This is a genomic window from Psychrobacter urativorans (genome assembly GCF_001298525.1).
Taxonomy (GTDB): Bacteria; Pseudomonadota; Gammaproteobacteria; order Pseudomonadales; family Moraxellaceae; genus Psychrobacter; species Psychrobacter urativorans_A.
Genome location: NZ_CP012678.1, coordinates 1,008,453 through 1,024,476 on the forward strand (window position 1 = coordinate 1,008,453; position 16,024 = coordinate 1,024,476).

The window sequence follows — 16,024 nt, forward strand, 5'->3', positions numbered from 1 at the left end:
TATTATTAATTTTTATTATCATTAACTTAACGCTTTTAACTACTGCTTTTTTTATTTTTCGCATCAATATCGCAGCACTTGTCTCATCGCTCTTTACATCTACTCATCATAATAGCGCGGCTATTTACAATAACCTACCTGTATCATCGCGCAAACCTTTATACCATGCTGTCCATAGGCTTAACAATAAACGCCAAGTCAATTTAAAATAATATAAGGGTTACTATGTACGATACGGGTATGATGATTGGTCATTTTGAACCACTACATTTAGGACAGATGCGCAGTATTTTAGCGGCAGCGGGACAAGCAAAAAGCTTACATATCGTTATCACAACGCATCCTTCGCCCCATCCTGATTTTGATATCACTTTACAAGATAAGGCGCGTTGGCTACAAATGGCTTGTGCTGAGCTGCCTTTTATTCATATTCATACCACTGATGAAATCGCACTACCGCTACATGAGGATTTTAGTGATATTACTATCGATATTGCCGCTACCAACGCAAAATTGCAGCGCTTAACCGAGGCATTAAGTTTATCCAAAGACACGGTATTATTTATCGCGGACAATCATCCGTTGGCACAAAGTAACACGCAAGCGCTGTTATTAATGCCCATCGTTACCACCCCGCTACAGCCAGATTTTAACTCCTATGCTATCGCTCTCGACCCCGTTGCACATTGGTCAGCGATTCATCCGCAAGCGCGTCGCGACTATACTAAAACAGTTGCCATCGTCGGCGGTGAGAGTTCCGGTAAGACAACATTGGTACATAAACTTGCTAATTATTATGGCGCTAGTTTTGTGTTGGAAATGGGACGTTTATATGTGGGAACGGATTTAGGCGGTAAGGAGATTGGACTGCAATACAGCGATTATGCACCTATTGCGCTTAATCATGCGCAAGCGATACGTGAGGCGACCGCAGTAGCGACCGCACCAGTAACGATTATTGATACCGACTTTGTAACCACGCAAGCGTTTTGTGAAGAATATGAAGGACGCACCAGTCCATTTGTGAGCTCGTGCATTGATGAATTTCGTCTAGACCATACGATTATGCTTGATAACAATACGCCTTGGGTCGCGGATGGAATGCGCTCATTAGGTAATCCTGAAGCGCGTGGACGTTTTGAGCAGCGACTGTTAGATATTTTTTTCCGTCATGATATCCAGCCTCATGTGATTGACAAGCCAGATTACGATGCGCGTTATCAACAAGCCCTAACCTTCATCGATCAGCATATTTATGGTAAAAAACTAAAAACACAATAAAAAATTATAATAAATAAAAGGATAATAAATTTATGCGCATTCAACTCTTGGACAATATCACCGGAAAATGGGCAATACAATGGATTGTCATTTGGTTCATTTGTGGCGTTGCTGCGTTATCAGCTGGATTTTGGCTGACCACTGAGCATACCACCTTAGATATATTTTATTTAGGCGTCTCATTTATTGGTTTAGTGTGCGTGGTATCGCTGTCTTTTCGAAAAAACGTATTAGGCAATGGTTTTGGTATGGCAGCAACGGCAGGTGAAGTGGTGGTTCAAGGGACTGCCGGTTCCGTTGGCTTAATGCTGGCACCGCTTTTTAACTTTTTTACTCATGTTTACGGTATTTTTTATTGGTCGAAGCATACCGATCCTGATGGTGACATGGTGCCCAAATCGGCGAACAAATGGATTTGGCTCATTACCGCCACCTTTATCGTCATCGGTTTGGCACTTTTTCCCACAGTAAATAGAATCCTTGCTAGTTATGGCTTTATGGTTATCGAAGACGATAACAGCCTGTTTTTAGGATTTATCTCTTTCTTTTGGATTAACGTCATCGCCTTTGTACTGTCCATTACCGCCCAAGCCGCAATGATTTTGCGCTATTCCTTTAACTGGTGGTTATGGATTATGTCGAACTTCGTTTGGTTGGTGGTCAACCTCATGTCTGGCAACTATATCTTTGCGATTCAAACCATGATTTATCAGATTAATTCATTTATTGGACTTTATGAATGGCATCGTAGCGAACAAGATGCACTCAAAATAAAAACTGCTAAAACAATAAGTTAAGGTGACAATTAGCTCCAAAAAAATTGAGTGATAAAGTGACAAGGTGCTTTAAACAATGCTATAACTCATGGTAATTCTTAATAACTATTAATGATTAACGACTTATCACTAAAAAGGATGTTGGTATGTTTCGTATCCATCAACACCGAGTATCAAAGCGGTCATTGGAGCAATGGCTTTCTGAATATGCCGTCAGTCACCAAAACTTAATCAATAAAAAAATCCATTGGCTGTGTGTGCCTGCTATCTTTGTTAGCATTTTAGGTATGGGCATGTCATTATCCGTTTGTTTCACCTTAGTGCTTAGCGCTTTAGTGCTGCTATTTTATATGCAGTTATCCACGCCATTATTTCTAGGGATGGGATTATTTATTCTGATTTGTCTGGCAGTCATGACCCTGTTACCTTGGGGCTTTAAAGTGTGGGCAAGTATCTTTGTCATAGCTTGGATTGGGCAATTCGTAGGACATAAAATCGAAGGTAAAAAGCCCTCTTTCTTTGAGGATTTACAGTTTTTATTGATTGGTCCAGCGTGGGTTGCTAATAGTTTACTGCCTAATAAAAAATCGAATGACAACTAATGAAATTACGATAACAATCACAACAATGGAATAAAAAATAATGATGGATTTGATAATAAAAAATGCTCAATTATCTAACCGTAAACACTTGGTAAATCTCAGTATCAAAGACGGCGTTATTAAAAGTATCGACGAAGTTGAAAACCATGACCTTGACACCGCTCCCACCAAAACAGTTTATGACGCTCAAGGCAACTTTGTGTGTAGTGGCTTTTATGAAAGTCATATCCATCTTGATAAAGCCTGCATCTTAGACCGCTGTAGCGTAGAGGACGGCGATTTAGAAGAAGCTGTGAATGAAACTGGTAAAGCGAAAGAAGCCTTTACCGAAATAGATGTGTTCACGCGCGCCTCAAGAGTGATAGAAATGGCAATTAAAAAAGGCACGGTCGGGCTGCGTACATTCGTTGAAACCGATGAGAAAACCCAATTACGCAGCTTTGAGGCGATAAAAAAGGTACGGGGAAAATATGCGTTTGCCATTGATATCGAAATTTGCGCCTTTGCTCAAGATGGCTTGACTGATTCACCAGAAACCTACGCACTACTACAGCAGGCGCTATCGCAAGGCGCAGATTTGGTCGGTGGCTGCCCTTATAAAGATGACAATCCGCATCAGCATATCGACATGATATTTGACTTAGCGCAGCAATTTAACGTTAATGTTGATTTTCATCTGGATTTTGATTTAGACCATGAAGACTCAAGCATTCCAAAATTAGTGGAAGAAACCATCAAACGCAATTATCAAGGTCGCGTGTCTATCGGTCATGTCACCAAACTTTCTGCTATGGATAAAGCGCAGCGCTTTGAAATGGCAGCATTATTAAAATTCGCCAATATTACCTTAACCGTGCTCCCAGCCACTGATATTTTTTTGAATGGGCGTGATTATGATGCCTTGATACCCCGAGGTATGGTAAACGCTAATGAATTGTCGGAAATGGGTATTAATACCACCATTGCCAGTAATAACATTTTGAATGCCTTTACGCCTTATGGTGACGCCTCACTTATCAGAATGGCAACTATGTATGCCAACCTTGCTCAATTGGCAAAAGACACTGAAATAGCCGATGTTTTTGCCATGATTAGTAAAAACCCTGCTAAATTATTGTCGCACCACATTGAAATAGAAATTGGTGCCACAGCTAGTTTAGTGGTATTAGAAGCTAAAGATGCCGTGGAAGCCATTCGAACCACTGCACAGGCATTAGCAGGATTTAAGAATGGTAAGCAGACTTTCTGCAATCAAGCCGCCTTCATTTGCTTTGATTAACGGGTCATTAGCTACTCATAATTCAGGAAAAGACATAAAAAAAGCGCGCCCTTTTCAATAAGGACGCGCTTTTTTAGAGTTTAGAATACTTAAAATACTTTCAACTGATCAAATTAACTTTAGCTTAGTTATTTATCAAGCACGTTATTTATTAAGCTGTTATTCATTAATCTAAGGTTTGTACACCGCCACCATTCACGAATATGGTTTGACCACTGACCCAAGTCGATATCGGTGCCGCAAAATACAACATAGCACCAGCGATATCATCAGCCTCACCCAAACGCTTAATAGGCGTATTTGCGAGCATTTTCTTTTCAATCTCTGGTGTTAGTACGGTTTTCAAAGCATCCGTACGTGTGGCACCAGGACCAACCGCATTAACGCGCACTTCAGGACCAAAATCATGCGCTAAGTTTGCCACCATATGATTAACAGCTGCTTTTGAGCCTGCATAGCCACTCATATTCGGGCTTTTATTGATACTCGACATCGAAGTCGTGAATACAATCGAGCCATACCCTGAATCTTTCATATGTGGCGCGCACAACTGGCTTAAGCGCCAGCCACTAAAAACGTTTAATTCAAAATCACGTCGAATATCATCAACCGATGCCGTAGTTGGGTTTTCACGACCACCGCCACCGCCACCCGCGTTATTAATCAGAATATTAATGGTACCAAATTCAGCGACCACTTTATCGACCATAGCAACCAAGTCATCATCTTTTAAAATATTACACTCTACGGCAAGCGCTTTTACCCCAAGCGCCTCAATATCTTTTACCGCTGCTTGTGCATCTTCAAGTTTTAAATCTGCAATGGCAATGTTAGCACCCGCTTCTGCCAAACGCAGCGCGGTTGCCTTACCAATACCGTTAGCGCCACCGGTGACTATCGCAACTTTACCTGACAAATCAAATAGTTCGTTAAATGTTTTATGAGTAAATTCTTGCATGATGATTCCTTAGGATATTTCTTATTTTTTATAGGATAATTAAAGGCACGTTATTAAGAAATATTTTAGATTTAGCATCTAAAATATCAGACGCAATCCTATCTAAAGTGAATTATGCTCGGAAACCCTTAACTTAATGTTCTAAGTTCACACACTTTTTGTAATGATTTATATTTGACCGACTATTAAACGGTTATAGGTATTGTTATGAGCTACATATACTGCTAACTGATGGTTAACTCAAATTTTAGGCATAAAAAAAGTCTCACTTCTTATCATAAGAAGTGAGACTTTAGTGCTTTTACAAGCCATATTTGGAGCGGGAAAAGAGATTCGAACTCTCGACCCCAACCTTGGCAAGGTTATGCTCTACCACTGAGCTATTCCCGCTTAGTATCTAGCTATAGTGTTATTGCTAACAGCTACGTCTCGATAGGCTGGCTATTCTATCAGATATTCGTTGTGTGTCAACAGCTTTCTTTGTTTTATTTAAAAAAATAAAGCATTTCTATCTATAAATAGCACAAATTTAAGCTATCTTATTGTTTTAATAAATAATTTTATGCTTACTGATTGGCAGATAATTTTAAATAAAAAAACGTTGTCATAGTTTGTCATAGATAACACCGTGTTGTTATAGATAATACCTTATAAGACTTTAGACATAAGAAATTTAGACGCTGCCATTTTAAGGGTTCAACCTAGGGTTAGATTAAGAGGAGAAAGCATTGGGTTACTTACGGTTACGTATCTCCGACACGCAACAAGTTTACTTACAATGGCGCGTTATATTGTTACTTTTGCTGCACTGGTTTTATCTACTTATCGTTATTATACTGATGACAATTCTAGCCCTGCCTTTTAATCAGTACTTTTATTCGTTTTTGCGCCTATATAAGCTTGACGGATTTCTCTAAATTCTGCCATGCTTGATGTTAGCGCAACAGATTTGAATAGCCTTTGGTTTTGAATAATCCTTAAATGTAGATGGACTTCAAATTAAGATAGTTTTCTTTATTTGACCATTGGATGGCTCAATACTTTTATTATTAGCAATACTCTCACTTGAGTCTGGATTTTCCCTATTTTGTTCAACTTTATATTTTACAGCGAGGATGTTTATTATGAAAAAAATACTGACCACCACAGTGATGGCGGCATCATTATCAATACTTACGCTAACCGGTTGCACGAGCACGACCAGTACTGGCGCGGTTGGTGTTAACCGTCAGCAGTTGCTACTCGTGTCAAGCGAACAAGTACTTCAGCTTTCTGCTGAGAGCTATAATAAAAGTATTAAAGAAGCACGTGCTAAAGGCGTACTAGATACCAATGCCGCCCAATTGAACCGCCTAAAAGGGATTGCTAATCGTTTGGTTGGTCAAGTGGGCATCTATCGTCCTGATGCCGCGAAATGGAACTGGGAAGTGCATACTATCAAGTCCAATGAGCTGAATGCTTTTGTGATGCCCGGTGGTAAGGTGATGTTCTACAGTGGCATTATTGATCGTTTAACGCTAACTGATGATGAAATTGCAGCGATTATGGGGCATGAAATGGCGCATGCGCTGCGTGAACACTCACGCGAACGTCTGTCACGTGAATACGCAACCCAAACTGGTATTGGCGTTGCTGCTAGCGTATTTGGTTTATCGCAAGGTCAAGCACAGTTGGCGAATTTAGCGGGTGACTATGGCTTGAGTCTGCCACACAGTCGTACACAGGAAAGCGAAGCCGATCAAATAGGTCTAGAACTAATGGCACGTGCGGGCTACAACCCACAAGCAGCAGTGACCTTGTGGCAAAAAATGCAACGTGCTAGCCAAGGCGAGCCACCACAATTCTTAAGCACTCACCCAACGAGCAGCAACCGCATTGCGCAGCTACAATCCTTAATGCCTAAAGTGACGCCACTTTATCAAAAGGCACGCCGTTAAGTATTTTTGATAGCGGATTAAGATACGGATTAACATTTAAAAAAAGCAGAGCGCAATATTGGTGCTCTGCTTTTTTATGCTTCTCGCTTAAGCATACGGCACACCTATCAGCGTCTGCTATAATCAACGGTTAACTTATTCAATCATTGCTAGCCATCACTTGATAAAGGAACGCCATGAGCACCTCATCTGCTACTAACGCCACGACTCTTTCTGATTCTGCTCCGACTGCTAAAGCCCTTCAACAAGCATTACAAGTCTTACAGCCCGAGCATATGACCTTGATTAATGAGTCTATCAGCCATGCCGGTTATTTTGAGGGTAAAGAGAGCCATTTTAAGCTCACTATTGTGAGCAACGACTTTACTGGAAAGCGTTTAGTAGCGCGCCATCAATTGGTTTATGATTTGGTAGCGGATTTATTGACTTCCAAAGGCGGCAATGTGCACGCGCTTGCTATTCACGCTTATACGCCCGATGAGTGGCAAGGTCAAAGCCCTGACAGCCCAAACTGTGCCGGTCAAAACGCAAGCTAATTATCGTTTATATTACTCATCCCCTATTCAAGCTTGAGCGCTGTAACAGTAAAGGAAATCACGTTTAATGAAACATTTACATATGTTGATGGCAGCATTGGTCATCGCCCTATTTTTATACCAAAGTTATTTGCTGTTGAGTGCTAACAATCGTGCACCGCGCATGGTTAAAATTGCCAATCATATTGTCTATGCCTTGGTATTATTATCGGGCGCGTGGATGCTTTTACAGCTATTGAATGCGAATGCACCTGTACAATGGGTCATTGCAAAAATGGTGTTATTTATTGCCGCTATTAGCGCTAGCATGAAAGCCTTTAATCCGCGTGCTACCCCTATCCAAAGTAAAGCCGGTATTTTCATCGCTACGATTGCTTATGTGGGAATTGTGACGTTAGCGTATGTAAAGCCTGACAATTTATTTTAAGATTGGTTTTTAATGCGTGTGCTAGATTAAGCTTACATTTATCTTACTATCTTAAGTGAGTACAACCCCTTAAAATACAAAGTGCTAACATACAATATCTAAGCCTTATGGAACCACTATGAAAACTCTTACTGCAGCGACATTATTGGCGACAGCCGGCATTTTTGGTCTGACTGGCTGTGCCTCTACTGGCAATATTACTCCGCAATATGTACCACCAAATACGTATCAAAGTTATGACTGCCAAGCGCTCAACCAAGAATATGTGCGCGTCAATCGTTACGTTGATGCCACTCGCAAAGAACAATCAACCTTATCCACCTCAGGCGTGGGCGTTGGCGTGTCCGCAGGGCGTTGGGGCATCTCTCCAAACATCAGCTTTGGCGTTGGCAAAAGCGGCAATACCCAAGCACGTGATGCCAAATTATCAAGGCTTTATGGCGAACGTGATGCCATTATCCAATCGGCGCGCATTCAGCGCTGTGGCTTTGCGAATGGTATTAAGATTTATGGTGAGTAGAGCCAGATAAGCAGTTGAATAAAACACTTATTACTGTGTTTTTCTGAAAAATAAAAAAGCCAATACTAAAGATATTGGCTTTTTTGGTCTGAAGAGATGATGTTAAGTGCCTTATTATGGTTGCAAACTTTTAACCCACTGCACGATTTGATGGGCAGTTAATGCGCCTGACTGTCGCGCCACTTCCTTACCATGCCTAAATGCAACCATCGTTGGTAAGCTGCGGATATTATAGGGCGCAGCGCCTTGCTCATACTTATCGGTTTGCAACTTCGCAAAGACCACTTGCGGTAGCTGGCTTGCTGCTGTCTTAAACTCTGGTGCCATCATTAGACAAGGCTGACACCAACTTGCCCAAAAATCTACAACAGTCAGCACATCATTTTTCTGAATGACCTTATTAACGGTTTGTCCCGTTAGCTCATTTGGACTACCCGTTAGTAAAGGCTTACCACATTTACCACACTTTGGTACTGCATTGAGCTTGGCAACAGGCATACGGTTGGTAGCTTGGCAATGCGGACATATCACATGGCAATTTTCTTCACTCATAATACGACTCCTATTCTGACTTATATTTTTTAACTTATATATCCTGATAGTATCAATTTTGCAGAACTTCTACTATGAGTAACGGTATTTATAATTCATAGAGTTTATAAGTAATAGCATTTATCGTCCACGAGTACTGATACCTAGCATCGAATACAGCGGGCAAAAGCGGAATAGTCCGGTTAATAAAGGCACTATACCAATCACGCCCCACCAGCTCTGATAATAAACGCCAACACCAATAATAATGAGTCCAGCAATAACTCGCAGCATTCTTTCATTTCTACCGACATTGATTTTCATGACTGACTCCTTATAAGTTGTAAAAAAACAAAGCTTATGGAAACAATCCAGTCGTGGCATCATGGCATAGACTGGCTTTATTATGAATACGATAAGTTTTTAGGCGTTTTATCGTTACTTAATACTGGCTAATGCTAATAGTACTCATAGTTATAGTTACGATTTACTGACCAAATACGTTAATAGGTACTTTTAGATAACGCGTTCCATTAGTTTCAGGTTCAGGCAAATGTCCGGCGTCAATATTCACTTGCACTGAAGGAATAATCAGGCGCGGCATCGCTAATGTCGCATCACGGCGCTCACGCATCTGTACAAATTCCGCTTCATTAATGCCGTCTTTAACATGGATGTTATTTTGTTTTTGTGCGGCAACCGTGGTCGTTGGGCAGTGTCTACGACCTTTGCTAGGATAATCGTGACACAGATACATCACTGTATCATCAGCCAGTGCCAATAGTTTTTTAATCGATTGATATAATGTCTTAGCGTCACCACCAGGGAAGTCGCAACGTGCTGTGCCGACATCAGGCGCAAATATCGTATCACCAACGAAGACCACTGTTTTTTCATCATCGGTAGCGACATACGCCATATCAGCAGGTGTATGTCCAGGTACGTGCATGGCAGTGATAGTAATGTCACCAAGCGCTAACGTATCGCCTGCATCGGTTAGAATATCGAATTGGCTGGCATCGGTACGAAAGCGGGTATCTAAATTATAAATTTGCTTAAATATTTTTTGTACGTCAGTGATATATCGACCCATCACCAACTGTCCGCCTAGTGTCTCTTTTAAATGAATAGCACCTGAGAGATGATCAGCATGGGCATGAGTTTCGATAATATAAACCAACTGCCAATCTTGGCTCTGTACGAAGTCAATCACCTCATCAATACCCGTCGTGCCAGTACGCCCTGACTTGGCATCAAAGTCCAATACTGGATCAATAACAGCGCACACATTCTGTTGAATATCCGCTAAGACATGAGTATATGTCTCGGTGTCGCTATGTAAGAAGGAATGAACTTGCATGGTTACCTCGCTATTTATACTTATATTGAGTTTTATTTTAATAGGTTTTAACGTTTACGATTAAGCTGTCGTTATTAATATAGCAACACCTAAACACTTTATCAATTTATATAATGTAAATGACGATAATCTGATATAATAAGTCATATTATTGATAATTCATTACCTTTTAGACACGTAAAGTATTTTATAATTTTAAATATTTTTATGAGAAAACAGCTGATCTATTGTCACTGTTGACTATTAAGTTGGATACTAAAATGACTGTAATTAATAAACCCAAAACCCCTGTACTATTTGACGCTGTCTCCTATAAGGATTTGGCTCTGACGGCTACAAATCAAGATTTAGATATCAATGATGTCGCAACCACTGGTTTTGTGCCCAATGACCTTGCCGCGCAAATGCAACAAGCTTCGATGCAAGCCAGCCAATTATTAAAGTCATTATCTCATCCTGACCGCTTATTATTACTGTGTCAACTGACTCAAGGTGAGTACTGCGTCGGTGAACTGGAAAGCTTGGTCGGTGTTGGACAGCCTAGCCTATCGCAGCAGTTGGGTATCTTGCGTAAAGATCAACTGGTCTCCACTCGCCGTGAAGGTAAGCAAATTTATTATCGTATCGCCAGTGACGATGCCTTGGCAGTATTGCAGCTGTTGTATGAGCGCTTTTGTGCCAAAACAAAATAGTAATGAGCAGTCATAGTCAATGAGCAATTTCTTTTAATGTAATGATAAATTGAGGTGATGATAATTTAATATGTCTGCTATTGCTGCTCGTCTGATTCCTGCTTGGCTGCGTCACTATCAACTTGCAATGCTGCCCACTGATGTGGTCGCAGGGTTGGTGGTAGGTATATTGGTCATTCCGCAAAGCTTAGGCTATGCTGTGCTAGCAGGATTGCCGCCTGTGTACGGACTGTATGCCGCGATTGTGCCGGTGATGGTCTATGCATGGATAGGGTCTAGTAATGTGCAAGCGGTTGGACCGGCGGCGGTAACGGCAATTATGACCGCGAGCGCGTTGCATCCTTATGCCGATAAGGACGTTGAGCAATATGTATTAATGGCAGGGCTACTGGCGCTCATGGTCGGTGCGCTATTGTGGGTTGCTGGACAGCTGAAACTGGGTTGGATTATGCAGTTCATCAGTCGCGGGGTATCGGCAGGCTTTGTCAGCGGTGCAGCGGTACTTATTTTTATCAGTCAGTTAAAGTACCTAACGAGCATACCGATAGCTGGTAATGGCTTGCTGGGTTATTTATCTAGTATGGTTAGATATGTCAGTCAACTGCATCCCTTAACTTTAGCCATTGGCGTGGTCGCCTTTACGCTGATGGTGCTGAACCGCTACGGTAAGCAATGGGTATGGCAGTCGTGGCTATCCTCCTCTCATGCCAAATGGGCGGAACGATTATTTCCACTTATACTTCTTGGTATTGCTATCTTTTTGAGTATGAGCTTGCATTGGACAACCAAAGGGGTGGCGACTATCGGCACTATTCCGCAAGGATTGCCGACGTTCACGTTACCGTATTTGCCAGACTTTCGTGAAGCGCTAAACTTATTACCCACGGCAGGATTGATGGCACTAATTGCTTTTGTATCGAGTAGCTCCGTTGCCAGTACCTATGCGCGTCTGCGCAGTGAAACTTTCGATGCCAATCGTGAGCTAAAAGGGCTTGGGCTTGCCAATCTTACCGGTGGCGTGTTCCAAAGTTTTCCGATTGCCGGTGGCTTTTCACGTACTGCCATCAATGTCGATTCAGGGGCAAAAACGCCACTTGCCAGTCTCGTGACCGTACTGGTGATGGTGATTGCCTTAATTGCCTTTGGTGACATCCTTTCACCGCTACCCTATGCCATTTTGGGTGCGACTATTATGGCTGCTATCATTGGGCTGATTGATATTGCGACCTTAAAATCAGCATGGCAGCGCGACCGCTTAGATGCCGCCAGTTTTATGGCAGCCTTTGTTGGCGTATTGGTGTTTGGATTGAATACTGGATTGGTGATAGGTTTAATGGTGTCCTTTGCTAGCTTAATTTGGCAGTCCAGTCAGCCGCATGTTGCCATTGTTGGACAACTTGCCGGTACAGAACATTTCCGTAACATCAACCGCCACGATGTCATCACTTATCATAATTTATTGATGTTACGTATTGATGAGAGCCTATTTTTTGGTAATAGTGAATCAGTGCATCGCCGTGTGATTGATGCAACAAAGCAGTATCCAGACGCGCGTGAGATTATCTTTATCATGGCAGCGGTGAACCATATTGATTTGACCGCGCAAGAGATGCTCATCAGCTTAAATAAAGAACTGCTCGCACAACAAAAAAGGCTACATTTTAGCTTTATTAAAGGACCTATCATGGATGTAATCGGTGATACGCCCCTAATTACTGAACTGAGCGGAGAGGTGTATTTAAGCAATATGGATGCCGTTGAGGCGTTGAAAGACAGGTAGGAAATGCATGACTACTAATAAGCTTTTTTATAAATAACTAGCAGTGCTTGCCGTCTGCCACAAAATACCGTTATGATAGGTTGTTGTTGTGCTCAATAGCGCTACTGATACCTATGCGCCACTAAATAAGTCTCTAGACTATGATCGTACAACGTATCCTTTTAAGTTCTCTTACGAAAGACACAGACATTATTTATGACTGATAATCTAACCATTTATAAGCAAATTTATCCCATACAGTGCTCTAAGCTTGCTGAGCTTGGCTATCGCTCCGTGATTAATATACGTCCGGATAACGAAGTTGACACTCAGCCGAGTAGCACTGATTTAGCGGTTGCTACTAAAGAAGCAAACCTAACTTATCACCACTTACCATTCGATGATGAGCGTTTGAGTCTGGTTACCGTTGAGCAATTTGCCGCTTTTTACCATGCTGTACCCAAACCGATACTGATGTTTTGCGGTACAGGCGCACGTGCTAAATTACTGTACCAAAGCGCACTGATGCAAGGTTTGCTATAAACCTTATTCATCCATTTATAACGCTTAAATAACTTAAATCATTTTAAAAAAGGAATACTCATGAGCCATGAAGTTAGTATTACCGGACAAATTACGCCTGATCAAATACCAATGATTGCCGAAAATGGCTTTAAAACAATTATTAATAACCGTCCTGATGGTGAAGAGCCCAATCAGCCGACCAGTGCTGAGCTTGCTGCTGCTGCTGAAAAAGCAGGATTGGCATATAAAGAAGTGTCCTTTGCTGGTAATGAGCTGAATCAAAATCATGTAGAAGAATTTGCTGACTTTTTTAATCAAGCTGAGCAGCCCGTATTAATTTTCTGTCGTACGGGCAATCGCTCAACAGGTATTTATGAAGCGGCAAAGCGTATGGATTTGTTGGATGATTAAGTCATTGAAGTTGCTAGATACTAAAAAACCCCGATAACTAAATATCGGGGTTTTTGTTTGCTCTTATAAAACCTAACTTTGCTTACTTAATAATACTACTGCATCACCAAATACTCAAACGCTGACAATGCCGCTTTACTACCCTCACCCATCGCAATATTAATTTGCTTAAACGGTACGGTCGTCACGTCACCACAAGCAAAAATACCTTTGCGGTCTGTGCGGCAGCGCTCATCAATTTCAATCTCACCAAAGCGATTTAAATCAACAAAGCCTTTAACAAATTCGCTATTAGGTACTAAGCCAATTTGCACAAAGATAGCCGCTAAATCAAGCTCTTTTATCTCGCCTGAACTGCGCTCTTCGTAGACGATAGAGGTCACTTTACCGTCAGTGGCTTTAATCTCTTTGGTTGCCGCGCCCGTGATAATTTCAATATTGGCTTTTTCTTTTGCTTTATTAATCAATACTTGGTCAGCTTTTAGAGTGTCAGCAAACTCAAATACCGTCACGTGCTTCACGATACCTGCCAAATCTAGCGCGGCTTCAATACCTGAGTTACCACCGCCAATCACCGATACATCTTTACCTTTAAAGAATGGACCATCGCAATGTGGACAATACGCCACACCTTTACCGATGTTTTCTTCTTCGCCCGGTACATTCAGTTTACGCCACTGTGCGCCAGTCGCTAAGATAATACTGCGCGTGGTAAACGTTTCGCCCGTATTTAGCTGAATACGATAGTTCTCGTCTTCAGTTTCGCTAATTTCTTTTACGCTGACACTCTGTTTTAGCGTGATGTCATACGCTTGTAAGTGCGTGACAAAATTATTCGATAACGTCGTGCCCGTGGTTAACGGAATCGAGATAAGGTTCTCGATATCTTGCGTGTCTTTCACCTGACCGCCGATACGATCCGCCACCATGGTGACTTTTAAGCCTTTACGTGCAGTATAAATCGCAGCGGCAACCCCAGCAGGACCAGCACCAATAATCGTCACATCTTGCTGCTCTAACTGCTCCGCATCGTCAGTGCTACTTTCACTTAATAAATCTGGGAATTGCTCTTGCAACTTATCAATCAATTTACCCGTATCAATCAAACCATTGGCAAAGGGCTTACCGTTTAAGAATACCGCAGGTACGCCTTGGATATTATTGGCATCGACTAGCTCTTGGAATAATGCCCCATCAATCATCTCGTTGCTAATGCCATCATTTAATAGTGCAAACTGATTCAAAGCTTGCACCACATCTGGGCAACTGTGGCAGGACAGTGACACAAAGGTTTGAAACTGTAGCGGCTTATTGATACGTTTGATAAGCTTTTGAATACCCTCATCGAGCTTTAGTGTATGACCACCTGCCTGCAAAATAGCTAGAATAAGCGAGGTAAATTCATGCCCGCCCGGAATACCACTAAAGACAATACCCGTATCTGTTAGCGTACCATCGATATGACTACGAACTGCAAAGCTAATTGGACTTGGCAAACTGCTATCAATAAAGGCATCGTCTTGAGCATTAAATTGAATTTTATCCGTTGTACCAGCGATTTTAGTTAAGAAGTCAATCAGCTCAGCACGTTTAGCATGTTCACCACTGCCCAATACAAAACTAATGGGACGGGTCATGTTCTCGCTATAACTTTTAACAGCATCTAATAAGCTTTGGTCTATCATAATTGTTCCTCATTATTATTAAATATGTAACGCAGATTTACTAAAAATATTGATAAGATTAGTAATTTTAACGGCAATTATCAGTACCTGCCTTGCTGCAATAGGTCTATTATCAAGGCTTACCACCATTTCGGCAAGCACAGATAGTCAAAGCCTATGTTTTATAAAACAAATCAATATACAGCTAAATAATTATTTTATAAATACATAAGCAATTAGTAATAAGCATTGTTTCGTATAGATATGGCGCAAGTCGTTTTATTTCGCTACACTCAAGAGAGGCTAATGAGCATTTGTAGCTTATACAAATACGCTCACTTACCCCGCTAAAAGCAATACTTGTTGTAATCCGTATCGTTAAACAGCCATTAGTATTGCAGACCCAAACCACTTTTTCCAAGTATGAGGGTTAGGATAACGGCGAACTGCGCCATCCACCCTTTGTGTCTAATTACCCTTTTTTTAATGACAAGGATGACCACATGAGAAAGACTGATACTTTTCAAGATAACAAAGATATTATTGCCGAGCTTAAGGTGCAAGACAGCCACTTTGCCATTATTTTTGATGAGCATACTCAGCTCGATCAGCGCATCAATCAGCTGGAAAAAGATTTGATTCAACACGCCAGTCGTGATGAAGAAATTGAACAAATGAAGCGGCGTAAACTGCAACTTAAAGACGAGATTTATAGAACCATCGATAACAATAAAATGAAAAGCAGTGCGTAAGAGCACTTCCAATA

At 41.4% G+C, this 16,024-nt stretch carries 18 protein-coding genes and 1 tRNA gene; 13 read left to right on the forward strand and 6 right to left on the reverse strand.

Annotated features, from left to right (window positions below; genetic code table 11):
• The first annotated feature begins 225 nt into the window (after positions 1–225).
• From nadR to AOC03_RS04410, 4 genes are all read left to right on the forward strand, one after another.
• Positions 226–1,281: a multifunctional transcriptional regulator/nicotinamide-nucleotide adenylyltransferase/ribosylnicotinamide kinase NadR gene (gene nadR, locus AOC03_RS04395; protein ID WP_062533770.1), complete on the forward strand. Its 1,056-nt coding sequence runs from the start codon at positions 226–228 to the stop codon at positions 1,279–1,281.
• A gap of 32 nt (positions 1,282–1,313) precedes the next feature.
• A complete protein-coding gene (gene pnuC, locus AOC03_RS04400) occupies positions 1,314–2,078 on the forward strand; it encodes a nicotinamide riboside transporter PnuC (RefSeq protein ID WP_062533771.1) in 765 nt (254 codons plus the stop codon).
• 125 nt (positions 2,079–2,203) lie between these two features.
• Positions 2,204–2,659 (forward strand): DUF962 domain-containing protein, encoded by a 456-nt coding sequence (locus tag AOC03_RS04405; protein ID WP_062533772.1) that lies wholly within the window; start codon positions 2,204–2,206, stop codon positions 2,657–2,659.
• Positions 2,660–2,699: 40 nt separating this feature from the next.
• The gene (locus AOC03_RS04410; protein ID WP_062533773.1) at positions 2,700–3,938 is read left to right on the forward strand and encodes an amidohydrolase family protein; all 1,239 of its coding nucleotides are present in this window, start codon (positions 2,700–2,702) and stop codon (positions 3,936–3,938) included.
• Between the two features lie 166 nt (positions 3,939–4,104).
• Here the strand turns inward: AOC03_RS04410 and AOC03_RS04415 are convergent, their stop codons facing one another.
• On the reverse strand, positions 4,105–4,896 hold the full coding sequence (locus AOC03_RS04415) for a glucose 1-dehydrogenase (protein WP_062533774.1): 792 nt from the start codon (positions 4,894–4,896) through the stop codon (positions 4,105–4,107).
• Between the two features lie 315 nt (positions 4,897–5,211).
• A tRNA-Gly gene (locus AOC03_RS04420) sits at positions 5,212–5,286 on the reverse strand.
• Positions 5,287–6,020: 734 nt separating this feature from the next.
• On the opposite strand from AOC03_RS04420, the gene AOC03_RS04425 reads away from it, so the two are divergent.
• The 4 genes from AOC03_RS04425 (at position 6,021) to AOC03_RS04440 (ending at position 8,316) form a co-directional block, all read left to right on the forward strand.
• Positions 6,021–6,833 (forward strand): M48 family metallopeptidase, encoded by an 813-nt coding sequence (locus AOC03_RS04425; RefSeq protein ID WP_062533775.1) that lies wholly within the window; start codon positions 6,021–6,023, stop codon positions 6,831–6,833.
• A 176-nt stretch (positions 6,834–7,009) separates the two neighbouring features.
• Positions 7,010–7,369, forward strand: coding sequence for a BolA family protein (locus AOC03_RS04430; protein ID WP_062533776.1), 360 nt, complete (start codon positions 7,010–7,012; stop codon positions 7,367–7,369).
• 67 nt (positions 7,370–7,436) lie between these two features.
• Positions 7,437–7,796: a SirB2 family protein gene (locus AOC03_RS04435; RefSeq protein ID WP_062533777.1), complete on the forward strand. Its 360-nt coding sequence runs from the start codon at positions 7,437–7,439 to the stop codon at positions 7,794–7,796.
• Between the two features lie 118 nt (positions 7,797–7,914).
• Positions 7,915–8,316, forward strand: a complete 402-nt coding sequence (locus AOC03_RS04440; RefSeq protein ID WP_062533778.1) for a hypothetical protein — start codon at positions 7,915–7,917, stop codon at positions 8,314–8,316.
• A 114-nt stretch (positions 8,317–8,430) separates the two neighbouring features.
• Here AOC03_RS04440 and trxA read toward each other — a convergent pair whose 3' ends face one another.
• From trxA to AOC03_RS04455, 3 genes are all read right to left on the reverse strand, one after another.
• Positions 8,431–8,868: a thioredoxin gene (trxA, locus tag AOC03_RS04445; protein WP_062533779.1), complete on the reverse strand. Its 438-nt coding sequence runs from the start codon at positions 8,866–8,868 to the stop codon at positions 8,431–8,433.
• A gap of 120 nt (positions 8,869–8,988) precedes the next feature.
• Positions 8,989–9,171: a YgaP family membrane protein gene (locus tag AOC03_RS04450; protein ID WP_062533780.1), complete on the reverse strand. Its 183-nt coding sequence runs from the start codon at positions 9,169–9,171 to the stop codon at positions 8,989–8,991.
• Between the two features lie 163 nt (positions 9,172–9,334).
• On the reverse strand, positions 9,335–10,207 hold the full coding sequence (locus AOC03_RS04455; RefSeq protein ID WP_062533781.1) for an MBL fold metallo-hydrolase: 873 nt from the start codon (positions 10,205–10,207) through the stop codon (positions 9,335–9,337).
• A 260-nt stretch (positions 10,208–10,467) separates the two neighbouring features.
• On the opposite strand from AOC03_RS04455, the gene AOC03_RS04460 reads away from it, so the two are divergent.
• The 4 genes from AOC03_RS04460 to AOC03_RS04475 all read left to right on the forward strand — a co-directional run bounded on the left by AOC03_RS04460 (position 10,468) and on the right by AOC03_RS04475 (position 13,594).
• Entirely contained in the window at positions 10,468–10,899 is a 432-nt protein-coding gene (locus AOC03_RS04460) for an ArsR/SmtB family transcription factor (protein WP_420480444.1), read from the forward strand.
• 70 nt (positions 10,900–10,969) lie between these two features.
• Positions 10,970–12,679: a SulP family inorganic anion transporter gene (locus AOC03_RS04465; protein WP_062533782.1), complete on the forward strand. Its 1,710-nt coding sequence runs from the start codon at positions 10,970–10,972 to the stop codon at positions 12,677–12,679.
• A 195-nt stretch (positions 12,680–12,874) separates the two neighbouring features.
• Positions 12,875–13,201 (forward strand): beta-lactamase hydrolase domain-containing protein, encoded by a 327-nt coding sequence (locus AOC03_RS04470; protein WP_062533783.1) that lies wholly within the window; start codon positions 12,875–12,877, stop codon positions 13,199–13,201.
• Positions 13,202–13,261: 60 nt separating this feature from the next.
• Complete coding sequence (locus AOC03_RS04475; RefSeq protein ID WP_062533784.1) at positions 13,262–13,594, forward strand: TIGR01244 family sulfur transferase; 333 nt, start codon at positions 13,262–13,264, stop codon at positions 13,592–13,594.
• A gap of 95 nt (positions 13,595–13,689) precedes the next feature.
• Here AOC03_RS04475 and ahpF read toward each other — a convergent pair whose 3' ends face one another.
• Positions 13,690–15,279: an alkyl hydroperoxide reductase subunit F gene (ahpF, locus tag AOC03_RS04480; protein WP_062533785.1), complete on the reverse strand. Its 1,590-nt coding sequence runs from the start codon at positions 15,277–15,279 to the stop codon at positions 13,690–13,692.
• Between the two features lie 482 nt (positions 15,280–15,761).
• Here ahpF and AOC03_RS04485 point away from each other — a divergent pair, with 482 nt between their 5' ends.
• Positions 15,762–16,010: a YdcH family protein gene (locus AOC03_RS04485; RefSeq protein WP_062533786.1), complete on the forward strand. Its 249-nt coding sequence runs from the start codon at positions 15,762–15,764 to the stop codon at positions 16,008–16,010.
• The last annotated feature ends 14 nt before the right edge of the window (positions 16,011–16,024 follow it).

Coding starts and splice junctions, on each gene's coding strand:
- nadR (WP_062533770.1), top strand. CDS start 226: ATGTACGATACGGGTATGATGATTGGTCATTTTGAACCACTACATTTA.
- pnuC (WP_062533771.1), top strand. CDS start 1,314: ATGCGCATTCAACTCTTGGACAATATCACCGGAAAATGGGCAATACAA.
- AOC03_RS04405 (WP_062533772.1), top strand. CDS start 2,204: ATGTTTCGTATCCATCAACACCGAGTATCAAAGCGGTCATTGGAGCAA.
- AOC03_RS04410 (WP_062533773.1), top strand. CDS start 2,700: ATGATGGATTTGATAATAAAAAATGCTCAATTATCTAACCGTAAACAC.
- AOC03_RS04415 (WP_062533774.1), bottom strand. CDS start 4,896: ATGCAAGAATTTACTCATAAAACATTTAACGAACTATTTGATTTGTCA.
- AOC03_RS04425 (WP_062533775.1), top strand. CDS start 6,021: ATGAAAAAAATACTGACCACCACAGTGATGGCGGCATCATTATCAATA.
- AOC03_RS04430 (WP_062533776.1), top strand. CDS start 7,010: ATGAGCACCTCATCTGCTACTAACGCCACGACTCTTTCTGATTCTGCT.
- AOC03_RS04435 (WP_062533777.1), top strand. CDS start 7,437: ATGAAACATTTACATATGTTGATGGCAGCATTGGTCATCGCCCTATTT.
- AOC03_RS04440 (WP_062533778.1), top strand. CDS start 7,915: ATGAAAACTCTTACTGCAGCGACATTATTGGCGACAGCCGGCATTTTT.
- trxA (WP_062533779.1), bottom strand. CDS start 8,868: ATGAGTGAAGAAAATTGCCATGTGATATGTCCGCATTGCCAAGCTACC.
- AOC03_RS04450 (WP_062533780.1), bottom strand. CDS start 9,171: ATGAAAATCAATGTCGGTAGAAATGAAAGAATGCTGCGAGTTATTGCT.
- AOC03_RS04455 (WP_062533781.1), bottom strand. CDS start 10,207: ATGCAAGTTCATTCCTTCTTACATAGCGACACCGAGACATATACTCAT.
- AOC03_RS04460 (WP_420480444.1), top strand. CDS start 10,468: ATGACTGTAATTAATAAACCCAAAACCCCTGTACTATTTGACGCTGTC.
- AOC03_RS04465 (WP_062533782.1), top strand. CDS start 10,970: ATGTCTGCTATTGCTGCTCGTCTGATTCCTGCTTGGCTGCGTCACTAT.
- AOC03_RS04470 (WP_062533783.1), top strand. CDS start 12,875: ATGACTGATAATCTAACCATTTATAAGCAAATTTATCCCATACAGTGC.
- AOC03_RS04475 (WP_062533784.1), top strand. CDS start 13,262: ATGAGCCATGAAGTTAGTATTACCGGACAAATTACGCCTGATCAAATA.
- ahpF (WP_062533785.1), bottom strand. CDS start 15,279: ATGATAGACCAAAGCTTATTAGATGCTGTTAAAAGTTATAGCGAGAAC.
- AOC03_RS04485 (WP_062533786.1), top strand. CDS start 15,762: ATGAGAAAGACTGATACTTTTCAAGATAACAAAGATATTATTGCCGAG.